This window comes from Haloferax sp. Atlit-109R (genome assembly GCF_003665865.1).
Lineage (GTDB): Archaea > Halobacteriota > Halobacteria > Halobacteriales > Haloferacaceae > Haloferax > Haloferax volcanii.
On record NZ_QPLO01000001.1, the window covers coordinates 816113 to 832851 of the forward strand.

Annotated in this window: 20 protein-coding genes; 7 read left to right on the forward strand and 13 right to left on the reverse strand. The window is 67.6% G+C overall.

Annotated elements, in window-relative coordinates:
- Positions 1 to 5 precede the first annotated feature (5 nt).
- The gene (locus tag DVK03_RS04280) at positions 6 to 386 is read right to left on the reverse strand and encodes a Zn-ribbon domain-containing OB-fold protein (protein WP_115802300.1); all 381 of its coding nucleotides are present in this window, start codon (positions 384 to 386) and stop codon (positions 6 to 8) included.
- Positions 383 to 1549, reverse strand: coding sequence for a thiolase domain-containing protein (locus tag DVK03_RS04285; protein WP_004064318.1), 1167 nt, complete (start codon positions 1547 to 1549; stop codon positions 383 to 385). The genes DVK03_RS04280 and DVK03_RS04285 overlap by 4 nt, the downstream gene beginning before the upstream one ends.
- Positions 1550 to 1751: 202 nt before the next feature.
- Here DVK03_RS04285 and DVK03_RS04290 point away from each other — a divergent pair, with 202 nt between their 5' ends.
- Together DVK03_RS04290 and DVK03_RS04295 are read left to right on the forward strand one after the other, a co-directional pair.
- The gene (locus DVK03_RS04290; RefSeq protein ID WP_115802301.1) at positions 1752 to 3059 is read left to right on the forward strand and encodes a M28 family peptidase; all 1308 of its coding nucleotides are present in this window, start codon (positions 1752 to 1754) and stop codon (positions 3057 to 3059) included.
- Positions 3060 to 3236: 177 nt separating this feature from the next.
- The gene (locus DVK03_RS04295) at positions 3237 to 3968 is read left to right on the forward strand and encodes an NAD(+)/NADH kinase (RefSeq protein WP_115802302.1); all 732 of its coding nucleotides are present in this window, start codon (positions 3237 to 3239) and stop codon (positions 3966 to 3968) included.
- A 114-nt stretch (positions 3969 to 4082) separates the two neighbouring features.
- Here DVK03_RS04295 and DVK03_RS04300 read toward each other — a convergent pair whose 3' ends face one another.
- The 8 genes from DVK03_RS04300 to DVK03_RS04335 form a co-directional block, all read right to left on the reverse strand.
- A complete protein-coding gene (locus tag DVK03_RS04300) occupies positions 4083 to 4526 on the reverse strand; it encodes a hypothetical protein (protein WP_004044098.1) in 444 nt (147 codons plus the stop codon).
- Between the two features lie 137 nt (positions 4527 to 4663).
- Positions 4664 to 4945 carry a hypothetical protein gene (locus DVK03_RS04305; protein ID WP_004044097.1) on the reverse strand — a complete coding sequence of 94 codons (282 nt, stop codon included), beginning with the start codon at positions 4943 to 4945 and terminating at the stop codon, positions 4664 to 4666.
- Positions 4938 to 5327, reverse strand: coding sequence for a hypothetical protein (locus tag DVK03_RS04310; protein WP_004044096.1), 390 nt, complete (start codon positions 5325 to 5327; stop codon positions 4938 to 4940). The genes DVK03_RS04305 and DVK03_RS04310 overlap by 8 nt, the downstream gene beginning before the upstream one ends.
- 39 nt (positions 5328 to 5366) lie before the next feature.
- On the reverse strand, positions 5367 to 6131 hold the full coding sequence (locus DVK03_RS04315) for a cytochrome bc complex cytochrome b subunit (RefSeq protein WP_004044095.1): 765 nt from the start codon (positions 6129 to 6131) through the stop codon (positions 5367 to 5369).
- A gap of 10 nt (positions 6132 to 6141) precedes the next feature.
- On the reverse strand, positions 6142 to 6936 hold the full coding sequence (locus DVK03_RS04320) for a cytochrome bc complex cytochrome b subunit (RefSeq protein ID WP_004044094.1): 795 nt from the start codon (positions 6934 to 6936) through the stop codon (positions 6142 to 6144).
- Positions 6937 to 6939: 3 nt separating this feature from the next.
- A complete protein-coding gene (locus DVK03_RS04325) occupies positions 6940 to 7329 on the reverse strand; it encodes a hypothetical protein (protein WP_004064315.1) in 390 nt (129 codons plus the stop codon).
- Positions 7329 to 7967: a halocyanin domain-containing protein gene (locus DVK03_RS04330; protein WP_006600548.1), complete on the reverse strand. Its 639-nt coding sequence runs from the start codon at positions 7965 to 7967 to the stop codon at positions 7329 to 7331. Before DVK03_RS04330 ends, DVK03_RS04325 begins: the two co-directional genes overlap by 1 nt.
- A gap of 85 nt (positions 7968 to 8052) precedes the next feature.
- Entirely contained in the window at positions 8053 to 8883 is an 831-nt protein-coding gene (locus tag DVK03_RS04335; RefSeq protein WP_004064313.1) for a hypothetical protein, read from the reverse strand.
- A 241-nt stretch (positions 8884 to 9124) separates the two neighbouring features.
- Between DVK03_RS04335 and DVK03_RS04340 the strand changes: the two genes are divergently transcribed.
- Positions 9125 to 9607, forward strand: a complete 483-nt coding sequence (locus DVK03_RS04340; protein ID WP_004064312.1) for a hypothetical protein — start codon at positions 9125 to 9127, stop codon at positions 9605 to 9607.
- Here DVK03_RS04340 and nth read toward each other — a convergent pair whose 3' ends face one another.
- Positions 9608 to 10291 (reverse strand): endonuclease III, encoded by a 684-nt coding sequence (nth, locus tag DVK03_RS04345; protein WP_115802303.1) that lies wholly within the window; start codon positions 10289 to 10291, stop codon positions 9608 to 9610.
- Positions 10292 to 10403: 112 nt separating this feature from the next.
- Between nth and DVK03_RS20385 the strand changes: the two genes are divergently transcribed.
- Complete coding sequence (locus DVK03_RS20385; protein WP_013035235.1) at positions 10404 to 10538, forward strand: hypothetical protein; 135 nt, start codon at positions 10404 to 10406, stop codon at positions 10536 to 10538.
- 79 nt (positions 10539 to 10617) lie between these two features.
- Here the strand turns inward: DVK03_RS20385 and DVK03_RS04355 are convergent, their stop codons facing one another.
- Positions 10618 to 11835 carry a proteasome-activating nucleotidase gene (locus DVK03_RS04355; protein WP_115802304.1) on the reverse strand — a complete coding sequence of 406 codons (1218 nt, stop codon included), beginning with the start codon at positions 11833 to 11835 and terminating at the stop codon, positions 10618 to 10620.
- A gap of 171 nt (positions 11836 to 12006) precedes the next feature.
- On the opposite strand from DVK03_RS04355, the gene DVK03_RS04360 reads away from it, so the two are divergent.
- On the forward strand, positions 12007 to 12276 hold the full coding sequence (locus tag DVK03_RS04360) for a helix-turn-helix domain-containing protein (protein WP_004044086.1): 270 nt from the start codon (positions 12007 to 12009) through the stop codon (positions 12274 to 12276).
- On the opposite strand, the gene DVK03_RS04365 is transcribed toward DVK03_RS04360, so the two are convergent.
- Positions 12273 to 12719: a hypothetical protein gene (locus DVK03_RS04365; protein ID WP_233521752.1), complete on the reverse strand. Its 447-nt coding sequence runs from the start codon at positions 12717 to 12719 to the stop codon at positions 12273 to 12275. The two genes, DVK03_RS04360 and DVK03_RS04365, sit on opposite strands and share 4 nt — an antisense overlap.
- Here DVK03_RS04365 and mre11 point away from each other — a divergent pair.
- Positions 12713 to 14038, forward strand: coding sequence for a DNA double-strand break repair protein Mre11 (mre11, locus tag DVK03_RS04370; protein ID WP_115802306.1), 1326 nt, complete (start codon positions 12713 to 12715; stop codon positions 14036 to 14038). The two genes, DVK03_RS04365 and mre11, sit on opposite strands and share 7 nt — an antisense overlap.
- Entirely contained in the window at positions 14035 to 16716 is a 2682-nt protein-coding gene (rad50, locus tag DVK03_RS04375; RefSeq protein WP_115802307.1) for a DNA double-strand break repair ATPase Rad50, read from the forward strand. Before mre11 ends, rad50 begins: the two co-directional genes overlap by 4 nt.
- The last annotated feature ends 23 nt before the right edge of the window (positions 16717 to 16739 follow it).

Consider the following 16739-nt stretch of genomic DNA (forward strand, 5'->3'; position numbering starts at 1 on the left):
CGGCGCTACTCGCTCGCGGGCCGGAACACGACCAACCGCTCGTCGGTCGTCGCGTTCTCGCCCACGCCGACCGAGACGGTCGTGCCGAGGTCGACCTCGTCGGCGGGGAGGTCGCGGACGACGCCCGTGAGCTTGACCGGGCCGAACGACGCGACGGCCGTCACGTAGGGCGCTTCGTCTGCGAAGTTCGGCGCAGGGACGTGCACCTCGGTAAAGGTGAGAACCTCGCCCGTCGCCGGGAGCGGTTCCTCGGTCAACTCGGCCGCGCCGCAGTGCGGACAGGAGCGCCGCGGCGGCAGCGACCCGTGGCCGTCGGGACACGCGAGATAGTACCCCTCGCCGTCCGCGATTGCGGCCAGCCACTCGTCGTAGCCGGTGTCGGTCATCGGTCCACCTCCAGCACGTGGACGACCGCGCTGGCGACGGTCCCGCCCGCGTTGTGGGTGACGCCGACCCGAGCGTCGGGGACGGCGTCGCTGTTGCCGTGGTCGCCGCGGAGGAGCTTCGTCATCTCGACGACTTGGGCGGTTCCCGTCGCGCCGACGGGGTGACCCTTCGCCTTGAGGCCGCCCGAGAGATTCACCGGGAGGTCGCCGTCGCGGGTCGTCTCGCCGCGGGCGGCCGCGCCGACGCCCTCGCCGTGGTCGTAGAGGCCGAGCGATTCGAGCGCGAGCACCTCGGCGATGGTGAAGCAGTCGTGGACCTCGGCCACGTCCACGTCGTCGGGGCCGATACCGGCGTCCGCGTAGGCGGCGTCGGCGGCCTTCGTCGCGGCGGGCGTCCGCGCGAGGTGGGGTCTGTCTTGGAGCGCGGCCTTGTCGCCGCCCTGTCCCGACCCGGTGACGGAGACGGGCGCGTCGAGCCCGTGTCGCTCGGCGTAGTCGTCGCTGACGAGGACGACCGCGCTCGCGCCGTCGGTGATGGGACAGGCGTCGTAGAGGGAAAGCGGGTCTGCGACGACGGGGCTTTCGAGCGCGTCGTCGACCGTGATTTCGCGGTGGAACTGCGCGTAGTCGTTCTGCATCGCGTTGGCGTGGTTCTTCACCGCGATGTGCGCGAGGTCTTCGCTGTCGCCGCCGAAGGCGTCGAAGTACGCGCGGGCCATGAGCGCGTACGCGCCGGGGAACGTGACGCCCGCGCGGACCTCGAACAGTTCGTCCGCGGCGATGGCGAGCGACTGCGTCACCTCGGCGGTCCCGAGGTTGTTCATGCGCTCCATGCCGCCGGCGAGGACCACGTCGGCCGCGCCGCTCCGAATCGTCGCGACGGCCTGCCGGAAGGCGACGCCCGCGGAGGCGCAGGCCTGTTCGTAGCGGGTCGCGGGGCAGTCGAGGCCGGCGGCCTCGGCCATGACCGGCCCCTGATGGCCCTGCTTCTCGGCGAGTTCACCCATGAAGTTGCCGTAGAAGATTTCCTCGTAGTCGTCGCGGGAGACGCCGGCGTCCTCGCGGGCGGCGAGGGCGGCCTCCGCGAACAGGTCGCGGCCGGTTCGCTCGGGGTGACTGCCGAACTTCGTCAGTCCGACCCCGGCGATTCGCACGTCAGTCATGGATGAACGTACGTGATAGATGGTCCTTGAACCTGCCGCTCGCCCGCGGGCGGAGTCGCGGTTCGGCTCTCGCTCCCCCGCGCTCGCGGCCGCGACGCGACGAAGCGAGCGTCCCGCCGGTGTCGGCCGATTTCTCCGTCGCATCACCGCCGCGTTTTCGACCCATCGCAACCGTTACCACGGTCCCGCGAGACGGTCCACTATGAGTGACTGGATAGGCGACACGTTCACCAGCGAGGTCGGCTGGAACCACTTAGAGCGGCTCGTCGACATCGGCAACCGGATGACCGGCTCGCCCGGCGAGCGCGAGGCGATGGAGGCGACGCGAGACGCCCTCGAACGCGTCGGCGCGCGGAACGTCCGCATCGACCCCTTCGAGATTCAGGGCTGGGAGCGCGGCGACAGCGCCGTCTACGCCGCCGACACCACGCAGGACTGCATCGCGCTCCCGCGCAGTCCCGCCGGGACCGCGAGCGGCGAACTGGTCGACCTCGGTTACGGCCTGCCCGAGGACTTCGACCGCGACCTCTCGGGGAAGGTCGTCGTCGTCTCCACGACGGTGCCCGACCACTACGACCGCTTCATCCACCGCCGCGAGAAGTACTACTACGCCGTCGAGGCCGGCGCGGCCGCGTTCGTCTTCGCCAACCACGTTCCCGGTCAACTCCCGCCCACGGGGAGCGTCGGCACCGCCGACGCGCCCATCGGTGACATCCCCGCGGTCGGCGTGAGCAAAGAGGTCGGCGCGCGCCTCCGCCGTCGGTTCGACGGCGACGAAGTGACCGTCGACGTGACCTGCGAAGCGCCCGCGGCCGAAAGCGGGAACGTCCACGCCGAACTCGGCCCCGACACCGACGAGGAGGTGCTCGTCACGAGCCACCTCGACGCCCACGACATCGCCGAGGGCGCGATGGACAACGGCGCGGGCACCGCGATGGTGGTCGAAGTCGCCCGCGCGCTCGCCGCCCGCGAGGACGAACTCGACACGCGCGTCCGCTTCGTCTGCTTCGGCGCGGAGGAAGTCGGCCTCGTCGGCTCCGAGTACGAGGCCGAGCGCCTCGGCGACGACCGGGCGAACGTGAAAGCCATCGTCAACAACGACGGCGTCGTCGCCGGGCGGACGCTCAAGCTCACCACCCACGGCTTCGACGAACTCGAAGCCGCCGCCGAGACCGTCGCCGAGCGGTTCGACCACGACGTTTCGACGCTGCCCGAACAGCTCCCGCACAGCGACCACTGGCCGTTCGTCGCCCACGGCGTCCCGGCGTACATGGTCGGCAGCGAAAAGGAGGGCCGCGGCCGCGGCTGGGGCCACACGCACGCCGACACCATCGAGAAACTGGAGTCGCGGACGCTCCGCGAGCAGGCGATTCTCCTGACCGAACTGACCGTCGAACTCGCCGACGCCGACCGCGAGATACCCCACGCAGACCCCGCCGACATCGCGGCCGCGCTCGAAGCCGAAGACCAAGCGGAAGGCATGAAAGTCACCGGCGACTGGCCGTTCTGAGGCGCCGGCGACGCACAGCACCCGTCCGGCCCGCCCGACCGCCCGGCTCGCCCGACCGCCCGGCTCGCCCGACCGCCCGGCCCGCGCCGCCCACCACCGGACCGAACCACGAGGGCTTTTATTCGCCGCGGCGTAGCACGGGACGATGCTACGGGGGCTCGCCGCGGGTGGACGACGATGAAATTCGGTATCGTCGGTGACGACTCGGTCGCCACCGCCGTCAGAGCGACCGGTGCGTCGGTCGAATCGGAGCCGGCCGGCGCGGACGCCGTCGTCGCGGTCGGCGAGTCGGCGCTCTCGACGGTCGCGCTCGGCTCCGAGTGGACGTGTCCGGTCGTCCCCGTCGACTGCGGTGCGCCGTGGGCCACGCCGCGGCGCGACCTCGAAGCGCGGCTGTCCGCGTTCGCCGCGGGCGACGGCCGGGTCGTCGACCATCCGACGCTCTCGCTCCGCGTCGGCGGCGACGCGGTGGGCCGCGCGCTCCTCGATGCGATGCTCGTCACGAGTGAGCCGGCGCATATCTCCGAGTACGGCGTCGCCCACGCGGAGGCGGCGGTTCCCTTTTCGTCGGAATCGCCCAACGAGTCGCGCGCGGCGGCGCGCTGGACCTCGGTCGACGAGTTCCGAGCCGACGGCGTCGTCGTCGCCACACCGCTCGGAAGCTCCGGCTACGCGCGCGCCGCTGGCGGCGCGGTCGTCGGCCCGGCCGCCGGGCTCGCGGTCGTTCCCGTCTCGCCGTACGCGACCCAGACGAACTCGTGGGTTCTCCAACCCCCGGTCAGACTGTCGGTCGAACGCGACGACGCGCCCGTCTCGCTCGTCGCCGACGACGAGGTCATCCGGGAAGTCTCTCCGTCGGAGTCTGTGGTCGTCGACCGCGACGGGAGCATTCCGCTTCTCGTCGAGTGAACGCCTCGCCCGCCCGTGATTCCGGACTCCAAGCGGCGGCACTCGGCGCGATAAAAATACGTGTTCCTCGTGAGCGGTGCGAAGCGGCGACGCGGAAAAGCGAGCGTCGCGGGCTTAGACGATGAGGCTCCAGTAGTCCGAGACGAGGAAGAAGAGGCTCTGGAACCCGGCGTACAGGAGCACGAGCCCCGCGGCGACGAGCGAGCCGTTCGGGCGTTCGAGCGGCTTGTCGGTGCGGGCTTCGACCTTGCGCGCTTCGAACTCGAAGAAGTCGGTGACGAACATCCCGACGACCAGCACGGACAGCACCATGCCGCCGTGCGGCTCGACGACCAAGAAGAGGAACGAGGTCACCACGAGCGCGCCCGAAGTGATCGTGTGCGGGAGATACCGGGAGATGGCCTCCTCACCACCCTCCTCGGCCTGCCGGACGTGCGACCGATGGCCGAGAAAACGCGTCGCGAAGTTCGCAAGCACGAGCACGAGCGCCACGTGCGGGACGACCGGTTCGACCGCCGCCAACTGGTCGAGCGGGACGAGGAACTGTAATGGGTGCATACAGGACCGTCGGGGCGAGACTCATTAGAGTTTTTCCAATCCGACGCGGGAGACCGCGCCGAGCGCAACCGCTATTCTGAGGGACTTTTCCGCGACGCGAATCGAAATGAGAGGAGCAGAGACGGCGTCGTGTCGGCTTACTGCGCGTTGCGGCGCTCTTGGAGCGCGTCCATGATCTGGTGTCCCGCCGGGATGAGCACCCAGAAGGTGAGCGCGCCGAGGAGTGCGAACCAGAGGAACACGTCCATCAGGGTGACGCCGATGATGTTGAACAGTCCCTCGGTCGCACCGGACTCCAGCGGTGCGATGAGCTGTTGGGTGCTCTCGAAGCTGGTCGTCCGGTACCACGACGCCAGCACCAGCCACGCGAGTCCGGAGCCGGTCAGGATACCCAGACCCTTGATGAATTCGTCAGCCATTGTTCGAGTCTTCGCCGGAGTCCTCTTGAGACTTTCCCATTCCTTGGGCGCGAAAGCGAGTGCCGAGCGTGTAGACGACCGCGCCGAACGCGATGATGCTCAGCCCGACGACCGCGAGCGCCGTGCTGAGTAGCCCGTCTGCGACGCCGATGCCGAGCGCGCCGAGCGCGCCGGCGACGACCGCGCGGAGGGCGCTCACTTGTAGCGTCGCAGCGTCGAGGAAGACGAAGCCGAGAACCACGCCCACGACGGCGATGAGCGTCGAAAAGACGGTAATCGTCTTGTAGAGCCGCATGGGAACGACGATGTCGCGCCGGCCGCGGCGTCCGCGCTCCGTCCCGTCGCTGTCGCCGGTCCGACCGGTTGCGTCGCTATCTGTCATCAGTGACGCTAAGAAGGGACGGTTGGTAGTGGTTCCGCTCTATTTCGGCGGGCGAAGCCGGTAGTAGCGGCGGTTGAGGTTGTACATATACCCCTCACGCATCGTCTTCAACACCGCGTAGGTGATGGTCCCGAAGACGAACGGCAGCAGGAACGTCAGGTCGAACAGCAGGTCGACGTTCATGGGCATGAGGTTCTTGATGGCCAGCAGCGAGATGGTGAATGCGAACACCACGCCGAAGACGCCGACTGCGGACCAAAACGGCTGTTCGACGGGTCGCCGGGCCGAGCCCTTGTTGAGGAAGGGCACGATGGCGATGAAGCCGACGACGACGCCGTTGGCCAGCACGCCGTACGTGCGGTCGGCCATCAGCATCTGATCGCCCAGAATGGCGATTTCGGGGTTGAGCGGACCGAGTTTGAGCAGTCCGAACGACCAGTAGAGATACCAGTCGGGCAGGATGACCGCCGGCGTGCTCGACGGGTTCGCGGGGCCGCCGATGTGCGGCGGCATCGTCGCCGAGAGGAACAGAATCATCCCGACGAAGAACGACGCGATAGAGAGGTTGCGGACGGTCTCGTGAGGCCACGTGGGGAACGCGAGCACGTCGCGTTCGACGTAGTCGGACTCCGTGCGGAGGTCCTGGTCTTCGCGACGTGCGCGCTCGAAGTACTCGTAGGTGAGCCGAGAGAGGCCGGTCTTGCGAGCCTTGCGCTCGCTCCATGTCGGCGTCTCGTCGTCCGGGGCCACGATGCCCGCGCCGTCGGATCGAATCTCCTCGTTTTCGGGTTCGTTGTCGCTCATAGTTGTCACCTCAGTGCGGCTCCGCGATGCCCTGCACCCACACGATACCGATGTGGATCGCGATGAGCGTCGTCACGACGAACGGGAGCAGGAACACGTGAATGATGTACATACGCTGTAACGTCGACTGGCCCAGCGAGAAGCCACCGAACAGGAGCTGTGCGACCCACTCGCCGGCGAGCGGGACCGACAGCGCCATCTCGACGCCGATCTGCCCGGCCCAGAACGCGAGCTGGTCCCACGGCAGGAGGTATCCGGTGTACCCGAACACCATCGTCAGACTGATGAGGACGATGCCGAGGAGCCAGTTCAGCTCGCGGGGTTCCTTGTACGACCCCGTGAAGTAGACACGGAGCATGTGCAGGAACACGGCCGCGACCATGACCTGCGCCGCCCAGCGGTGGACGGAGCGGAGCATGAAGCCGAACTGCAAGTCGCGCATGATGAACTCGATACTGTTGTAGGCCGTGGTCGGGTCGCCGGTCGTCGCGGGGGAGTAGTAGAACCCGAGAAGGGCCCCGCTTATCGCCGCGACGACGTACGCGAGCGTCGAGAACAAGCCCAGTGTGTACAGGGGGTACCAGTACCAGAACTTGTTGTCGAGGTTGTACTGCTCGGTGTGGCTCTTCGGCATCTGGAGGTTGACTCGGTAGTAGAGTGTCTCCAGAAGCTCTAGATAATCGACGATGCGGAGTCGCTTATCCAGCCAGATGAGCGTGGTGAGGAAGGTGGCCTCGACCGGAGTGAGGTCCTTCTTTTTCATCCAGGCCTTGTGGTCGTAGTCGTCTTTGCGTTCGAGACTCATTGTTTATCGCTTGTAGTAGGGGTACACCGCGCGCTTGACCTGTTCCCACGCGTCATCGCTGCTGACGGTAACACCGTCGACGTCCTCCTCGCGGACGTAGAGGTCCTCCCACTTGCGACGCCGCTTTTTGACGATCATCACGTCGGGGAGGAACTCCTTGCGGTACAGCGCGAGGATGAACGCGAGGTCCACGAAGATGACGGCGAGGATGCCGCCGAGGAACATGTTCCCCGTGTCGGTCAGTCCCCAGCCCGAGACGAAGCCGTACGTGAAGAGGAACACGAACACGACCTCGATGACCGTCAGGAGGACGATTGCGATGGCCGCGGCGGTGCTCTCTCGCGCCGGTTCGTATCGGTGAATGTCACCGTATGTGCTGCCGGTCGAAGACATTATTCGCCACCTCCGGTGTTACCCGTATTTGGGGACTCGCCGTACTTCAAGATGAAGAACGTGTAGATGATGGTGACGAGGATGCCGAGAATCGTCGCCGACCCGACCCAGTGGGCCTGAATCGGGACGCCGAGTTCGTGCAGTTCCTTCTCGCCGCCACCGCCGGTGCTGATAGTCGCCACGTCGTCGCCGACGGCGACCGCCCCGAGCATGCCGAGCGCCTCGTGGGGCACGCAGTGGTACTTCGTGATGCCACCGTTCTCGAACGTGAACTCGTAGGTGCTTCCGGCCTCGGAGACGGACGCGCCGGAGTCGAGCGACGCACCCTCGCTCGCGACGACGTTGTGTCCGCCGCCTTCGCCGGTCCACTCCCACGTCACGGTCGTGCCGGGGTCGATCCAGATGCCAGCCGGTGCGAACGCCAGGTTCCCGCCGTTGCCGGACGCGCCGACCTCGATAGTGACCTCGCTTTGGCCGCGGAGGTCTTCGTACCCTCCGTCGATGCCGTCGAGGTAGCCACCGAAGTCGGGCTGAACCTGCGCTCCACCGCCGCCTTCCTGCGCAGCAGCGGTCCCGGCGGCAGCGGTCGCGGCGGCTGTCGCACCGCCAGCCGTTCGGAGAAACTCCCGCCTTTTCATACGGTCGTTCGTCAGGATGGGACGCGCTTAAACCCACCGACTATGCCGTCACGGAGGTGGTTTACGAGGTGGGTTCGGGCCGGGTTCAGCCCTCAGAACTGTGGGCGTCTCCCTCGGGGGCCTCGATCAACGGCGCGGCGGTTTCGTCCCCGTCGAACGCGGGCACGAACTCGGGACGCGACCCGCCTTCGAGACCCATGACGCGGAGCCTATCCCGGTACTCCTCGGCGCGGAAGCGGTCCGAGAGCCGGGCGTTGGCCACGACGACGAAGAGGAAACAGCCGATGACGAGAAAGCCCAGGCCGGCCAGGGGCGCGATAATCGACTCGAGGTCGGGGAGGACGAGCCACGCCCCGATGAGCGCGAATCCGCCGAGCAACTGGCCGAACGCGACGATTTGGAGCATCCGATTGCCGAAGTCGCCGGTCCCCTGTGCGACCTCGTCGGGCTCGGGGAGCCTGACGGTCTCGGGCGCGTCGTTCACCTCGAAGTCCTCCATCGAACAGAGCGCGACGGTCGGTTTCACGTCGCGGAGGACGGTCCCTTCGCCTTCGACGCTCCCGTCGGGGTAGACGACGGCGTAGCCCTCGTCGGAGTACGCGAGAATCCGCGGCTCGCCGTCTTCGGTCACGCGTTCGAGGACGGCGAACACCTCGCGAATCGCGACGCGGTAGCGGAGTTCCTGTTCGACCCGGTCGAGCAGCTCCTCGCCGACGATCCACGAGTCGGGGTCGAACGCGGCGTCCCACTCCTCGGGCGTCATCTTCGCCATGTCGGCCGGGCCGAAGTTCTCGAAGTCGTACTTGGCTTCGACCTCCTCGCGGAGGGCCGCGAGCTCCGCGTCGGACATCGCGGCGTCGGCGTCCGCGTCCGGTGACGAGCCGTCGTCGGCCGGGGCGGAAGACGAGTCTGACATCGGCCCGGAGTAGGGTCCACGCCGGTAAACGTGTTCCGACCCCGAGCGCGTTCGTCGCGGGCGACTCGCCGCGCGACGCTCCGAAGCACGCCGCCGGGGTTGGTCCGGCGCTCGAAAGCGTGGTTCGGGACTCGAATCTGGGGCGTCGCGGCCGACGTTCGGGGGCCGCCGCGTGGTCTAGCGCTCGAACGGGACGCCGCGCATCGGTCCCTTTAGGCCGACCGGGTCCTAACGCCGTGCGATGGCAGACGAGACGACCTTTGCCACGCTCGCCGCGATTACCGTCACGGCCAGCTTTCCGTTTTACCTCTACGGCGCGTGGATAATGATAGACGCCGAGACGGTGTCGTGGGACGTGCTCGTCTACCACCTCAAAATCATCTTCCCCGGCCTCGTGTTGAACACGGTCCCGGTCGTCACGTGGATGCTCCCGCGGCTCTTTCAGCAACTCAACGGCCTCAGCGCCCTGCACGCGATTCTCGGCCTGCAAGCGTACGCGATGCTCGTCTTCGCGCTCACGGGCATCGTCCGAATCTTCCAGGCCAAGTGGGAGGCCGACCTCTACCGCGACCCCGACCAAGACGTGTCGCTCGACGACCTCCACGAGAACATGGGCGCGTGGCGCGGCCGCCTCCGCGTCGGCGTCTTCGGCTACGTCGTCTTCTGGATTCTCGCGTGGGTGCTCGGCATCTACCGCTACCTGAGCGGCTACGTGTTCGGCTGATTACCACGCCTCGCCGCTGGCGAGGTCGACGTCGTGGTCGCGCTTCGACGAGGGACAGAGGTATTCGAGCACGCACGCGTCGCAGTCCGGGTTGCGCGCGTCGCAGACGGCCCGCCCGTGGCTGATGAACAGGTGCGTGAACTGCTGCCAGTCTCGCTCGGGGACGACCGGCATCAGGTCCTCCTCGATTCGCTCGGGGTACTCCTCCTCTGTCAGGCCGAGGCGGCGCGAGAGCCGCTGGACGTGGGTGTCGACGACGATGCCCTCGACTATGTCGTGGCCGTGCTGGAGGACGACGTTCGCGGTCTTCCGGCCGACGCCGGCGAGGTCGGTCAGCGCGGACATGGTGTCCGGAACCTCGCCGTCGTGTTTCTCGATGATGTCCGCGCAGGCGGAGCGGATGTACTTCGCCTTGTTGTTGTAGTAGGTGATAGAGCTGATGTCGTCGGCCAGCTCCTCTTGGTCGGCGGCGGCGTAGTCCGCGGCGTCGTCGTACTTCTCGAACAGCTCCGCGGTGACCTTGTTGACGCGCTCGTCGGTACACTGCGCCGAGAGCATGACGGCGATGAGCAGTTCGAGGCGGTTCGAGTAGGAAAGCGAGATGGTGGTGTCGGGGTACTCCTCGTACAGTCGGTCGAGGACCTCCTCGGCCTGCGCCTCGCGGCTTTCGAGTGGCGTGCCCATACCTGTGGGTGCGACCCGGTCGGTTTCAGTCGTTCGGGTTCCGGTGGTCGCCGCGGCGGTCGTCGGAGCCGAACCCAGACGATTTATGATTCACGACCGCGACCGACCGAGTATGTCCGCGCTCGAACTCCCCGGCCGACGCGAATCGTGGCTGACCGCGGCCGCGACGCTCGGCGGCTACGGGCTCATCCTCACGGCGATGTTCCTCGCGCTGTTCGTCCTGCCGTACGTCGCGTTCGCGGCGTAGTCACTCGGCGGTCGGCGTCGCGCGAAAAACGAAATCGAAGGACACGGTCCGAAACGGAGCGAACCGCGGCTCGCGTCGGTTACGCGAACGCGCGGGAGACTTCGGTCTCGTCCGAGGCTTCCTGCTGAATCTTCTCCCAGGCGTCGACGAAGTCCTGCATGAATATCTCCGTGCGGTCGTCGCGGATGGCGAACATCCCGGCTTCCGTACAGACGGCCTTGATGTCGGCACCGGAGGCGTTGTCGGCCATCTCGGCGAGTTCGACGAAGTCCACGTCGTCGGAGACGTTCATCTTCCGGGTGTGAATCTGGAAGATTATCTCGCGGCCGTCCTCGTTCGGCTTGGGCACCTCGATGAGGCGGTCGAACCGACCGGGGCGGAGAATCGCGGGGTCGAGCATGTCGAAGCGGTTGGTCGCCGCAATGATGCGGATGTTGCCGCGCTCGTCGAAGCCGTCCATCTCGGCGAGTAACTGCATCATCGTGCGCTGGACCTCCGCGTCGCCGGAGGTCTTCGAGTCCGTGCGCTTCGAGGCGATGGCGTCTATCTCGTCGATGAAGATGACGGCGGGTTCGTTCTCGCGGGCGACTTCGAACAGGTCGCGGACGAGCTTCGCGCCCTCGCCGATGAACTTGTGCACCAGCTCGGAGCCGGCCATCTTGATGAACGAGGCGTTCGTCTGGTTGGCGACGGCCTTCGCGAGCATCGTCTTCCCGGTGCCCGGCGGGCCGTAGAGGAGCACGCCCGACGGGGGGTCGATGCCGACCTCAGCGAACATCTCGGGGCGGTCGAGCGGCATCTCGACCGTCTCGCGGACCTCCTGCATCTGCTCTTTGAGGCCGCCGATGTCCTCGTAGGTCACGTCGGGGCTGTGTTCGACCTGCATCACGCGCGCCCGGACGTCCGTCTCCTTGTCGAGTCGCTTGACGATGGAGAGAGAGTTGTTCACGGCGACGCGCGCGTCGGGTTCGAGCTCTTCGCGCATCTCGTCGGTCACTTCGGTGAGGGCCTCTTGGTTGTTACCGTGCTGCTTGATGATGACCCCCTCGTCGGTGATTTCCTGAACCGTCGCAACGAAGAGCGGCGACTGCTTGAGCTTCTTGTTCTCGTGGGTAAGGCGCTCGAGCTTCTGTTGATACTTGTTGTTCTCGGCGTTCGTGTCGAGGAGCTTGTCGCGCATCTCCTCGTTCTGCGTTTCGAGAACTTCGAGCCGCTCTTGAAGGGCGGTGATCTTCTCCTGCTGCGACGCCGAGTCCTTATCGTAGGGGAGATCGACGTCGTCCACAGTATCGGTCATCATCCGGCATAGGGTGCAGGTTCATAAGAGGCTTCGGGTGTGTGAGGGATTCGCCGCCTAGGGGGCGTCTGCCGCCCGGATGACGAGTCTGACGCGTGTCACACAAATTCCTATCAGTAATAAATCTGGATAGCAAATATTATCTAATAGCATTGCTTGGTGTATCGTACGATGAGCACTACGGAAGCAGTCGAACGCGAGTCCGAACCCGACGCAGACGACCGCTGGGCGTCGGTTCGGGACATGCCCCCGAGCGCCAAGTTGGTCGCGAAGATTCTCGACTACGAGGACACGCTCACCCAGAGCCAAATCGCCGAGGAGTCGCTTCTGCCCCCGCGAACCGTCCGCTACGCGCTCTCCCGGCTGGAAGACGAGGGCGCGGTCGACTCCCGGTTTTCGTTCTCCGACGCGCGCAAGCGGCTCTACACGCTCAACATTTAAATCCGAACGCGCGGCCACGTCGTCGTATGTCTTCGCCCGCTCCCGACGACGTCGGCCGCGCTCTCTCCGCGCTCGCCGACGCTGACGCCGATACCGGCGACCGACCCGAGTCGCGCCCGCCCGCCGCAGTCGTCGCCGAGGCGCGTGACGCCTTCCAATCGCTTTCTTCTGCCGCCCGCTTTCTCTCCGACGGCGGTGAACTGACGCTCCGCCGAGCGGTCGGTGAGGCCGCCCGACGCGGACACCACGACTGCGCGCGTCGCGGGCGGTCGCTCCTCGCGGACCTCGACCGACTCCACGTCGCGCTCGCGGACGCCGGCGCAGCCGAGGCTCCGAACCGGAGTTCTCGCGCCGCCGAGGGGCGACCGCGGGACGCCGACCACTTCCGCTCCGGTCGCACAACCGTTTTCAGCGGCGGTGGCGAACCGAGTGATAGATGACACGGGTGATACACACCGGCGACACCCACATCGGGTATCAGCAGTACCACTCGCCGGAGCGCCGCCAGGACTTCCTCGACGCCTTCGAACGGGTCGTCGCGGACGCGCTCGACGGGGACGTGGACGCCGTCGTCCACGCGGGCGACCTCTACCACGACCGCCGTCCCGAACTCCCGGACCTCCTCGGGACGCTCGCCGCGCTCCGCCGCCTCGACGACGCCGGGATTCCCTTCCTCGCCATCGTCGGCAACCACGAGTCGACCCGCGGCGGGCAGTGGCTCGACCTCTTCGAGCGCCTCGGACTGGCGACGAGACTGGGGCGCGACCCTCACGTCGTCGGCGACGTGGCGTTCTACGGCCTCGACCACGTGCCGCGCTCCCGACGCGACGAACTCGACTACCAGTTCGACCCCGTCGACGCCGACCGCGCGGTGCTCGTCGCCCACGGGCTGTTCACGCCCTTCGCGCACGCCGACTGGGAGACCGAAACCGTTCTCGCCGAGTCCAACGTCGACTTCGACGCGGTCCTCCTCGGCGACAACCACGTCCCCGACACCGCCGACCTCGACGGGACGTGGGTGACCTACTGCGGCTCGACCGAGCGCGCGAGCGCGAGCGAGCGCGACCCCCGAGGGTACAACCTCGTCGAGTTCACGCCCGACGCGGTCGACATCCGCCGGCGAACCCTCGAAACGCGCCCGTTCGCGTTCGTCGAGGTCGACCTCGCCGGCGACGAGGGTATCGAGCGCGTCCGCCAGCGCGTCCGCGAGTTCGACCTCGAAGACGCGGTCGCCATCGTCGAACTGCGGGGCGAGGGCGAAACCGTCACGCCCGCGGCGGTCGAGTCGTTCGCCGTCGAGGAGGGCGCGCTCGTCGCCCGCGTCAACGACAAGCGCGACATCGACGACGACGGCGACTTGGCGACCGACGTGACCTTCGCCGACCCCGACGACGCGGTGCGCGAGCGGGTCCGCGAGATGGGCCTGTCGAGCGCCGCCCTCGACGTGGACGAGACGGTCCGCGCGAGCAAGGTCGCCGACTCGAACGTCCGCGACGAGGTGCGCGAGCGCGTCGAATCGCTCCTCTCGGACGACCCGGACGCCTTCGTCGCCGCCGAGCGCGAGAGCGACGCCGAAGCCGAGGAGTCGGAGAGCGTCGAGGACGCGGCGGACGGCGAAGACGCGGCGGCCGTCGAAGACACGGCCGAGACGGCCGCTGAAGCGGCGACCGACACCGACACCGAGACGACGGCCGACACCGACTCGGAGACCGCCGCGGACCCCGCGGCGAGCCGCGACAGTTCGCTGGGTGATTTCGCGTGAGATTCACCCGAATCGCCATCCGGAACTTCAAACCCTACGAGGACGCCGAACTCGACCTTCGAGACGGCGTCACGGTCATCCACGGCGTCAACGGCAGCGGCAAGTCGTCGCTCCTCGAAGCGTGTTTCTTCGCGCTCTACGGCTCGAAGGCGCTCGCGGGGACGCTCGAAGACGTGGTGACGACGGGCGCGGACGACGCCGAAATCACGCTCGAATTCGTCCACGACGGCGGCGAGTACCGCATCGACCGCCGGGTTCGCGTCTCCGGCGACCGCGCGACCACCGCCAAGTGCGTCCTCGACGGCCCCGAGGGAACCGTCGAAGGCGCGCGCGACGTTCGCCGGCACGTCGCGTCGCTCCTGCGGATGGACGCCGAAGCGTTCGTGAACTGCGCGTACGTCCAGCAGGGCGAGGTCAACAAGCTCATCAACGCGACGCCGAGCCAGCGCCAGGACATGATTGACGACCTCCTGCAACTCGGAAAGCTCGAAACGTACCGCGAGCGCGCCGGCAACGCCCGGCTCGGGGTCGAAGACGTGCTGACGAAAAAGCGGAGCGTCCTCGAAGACGTCGAGTCCCAAATCGAGGCCAAGGAGGACGCGGACCTCCACGCGACGCTCAACGCGCTCGAATCCGAGCTCGACTCCCTCGACGAGGAGATTTCGAACTACGAGAGCCAGCGCGACAAGGCGAAGTCGGCGCTCGACGCCGCCGAGGCGACGCTCGACGAACACGCCGAAAAGCGGGAGCGACTCGACGAAATCGAGTCGGCCATCGAAGACCTGACCGCGAAAATCTCCGCCGACGAGACGAAGCGCGACGACCTCTCGGAGCGCGTCCGGGAATTCGACGCCGCCGCCGACGAACTCGAATCCGACATCGACGACGCCCTCGCCCGGGCGGACCTCGACGACGCGAGCGACGAGGCGATAGCCGACGCGCGAGAGGCGCTGTCGGCGCGCGAATCCGAACTGCGCGACGACCTCTCCGAGGCGCGGACGCGGGCGCAGGCCTTCGAGACGCAGGCCGAGCGCCTCCGCGAGCGCGCCGACGACCTCGAATCGCGCGCCGAGGAGAAACGCGAGGCCGCCGAGGCCGACGCGGAGACCGCCGCCGAGGCCGAACGGGAACTCGAATCGTTCCGCGAGACGCGCGCGGAGCTTCGGTCGGCGCTCGACGACGCCGAAGCGCGGTTCGAGGACGCCCCCGTCGAACTCGGCGAGGCCGCCGACCTGCTCGAAGAACGACGCGAGGCGCGCTCCGAGGCTCGCGAGTCGCTCGCGGAGACGGAGACCGAACTGAAGAACGCGCGCGAGCGCCTCGCCGAGGCCGAGCGCCTCCGCGACGCGGGCAAGTGCCCCGAGTGCGGACAGTCGGTCGAGGGGTCGCCCCACGTCGACGCCATCAGCGAGCGCGAGGCCGCGGTCGAGTCGCTGGAGGCCGACCGCGAATCGCTCGAATCGGCAGTCGAGTCGCGCTCGGCGGCCGTCGAGGCGGCCGAGGCGCTCGTCGAGGTCGAGACCCGCGCGAGTTCCCGGCGCGACAGACTCGACCTCGTGGACGAACGCATCGCCGACCGCGAGGAGACCGTCGAGAGTCGCCGCGAGGCCGCCGAAGAAAAGCGCGAGGCCGCCGCGGAACTCGACTCGGAGGCCGAGGAGAAACGCGAGGCCGCGACGACGCAGGCCGAGCGGGCCGAGGAGGTCGCGGAGACGGTCGATTCGCTCGAATCGGACCTCGACACCCTCGACGACCGGCGCGACCGGCTCGACCGCGTCGAATCGCTGGTCGATACGCGGGCCGAGAAAATCGACGCGCGGGACCGGCTCCGCGAGAAGCGCGAGACGCTCGCAGAGGTGAACCGCGAGCGTCGCGAACACCTCCGCGAGCGTCGCGAGCGCCGAGACGAACTCCGCGAGACGGTCGACGAGGAGGCGGTCGAGGGGGCGAAACAGCGCAAGAAAAACGCCGCGGCGTACCTCGAACGGGTCGAAGACGAGGTGCTTCCCGAGTTGCGTGAGAAGCGCGATGACCTCCAGAGTCGCGTCGGCGGCGTCGAGGCCGAACTCGAACAGTTGGACGACCTCCGAGAGCGCCGCGACCACCTCGCCGAGCGCGTGGACGCCCTCGAATCGGTCCACGACGAGGTCTCGACGCTCGAATCGACCTACGGCGACCTCCGGGCAGAGCTTCGACAGCGCAACGTCGAGGTGCTCGAACGGATGCTCAACGAGACGTTCGATCTCGTCTACGCCAACGACGCCTACTCGCGCATCCGACTCGACGGCGAGTACGGCTTGACGGTGTTCCAGAAGGACGGCACCGCGCTCGAACCCGAACAGCTCTCGGGCGGCGAGCGCGCCCTGTTCAACCTCAGCCTCAGGTGTGCAATCTACCGACTCCTCGCCGAGGGCATCGACGGCGCGGCCCCGCTCCCGCCGCTCATCCTCGACGAGCCGACGGTGTTCCTCGACAGCGGCCACGTCTCGCGGCTGGTCGACCTCGTCGAGGACATGCAGAGCCGCGGCGTCAAGCAGATTCTCATCGTCAGCCACGACGAAGACCTGGTCGGCGCGGCCGACGACCTCGTCCGCGTGGAGAAGAACCCGACGACGAACCGCTCGACGGTCGAGCGGACCGACGCGCCGATAGTCGAAGGCGCGCTCGCGGACGACTGAGGGCGGTCGGCTCCGCCGCGATA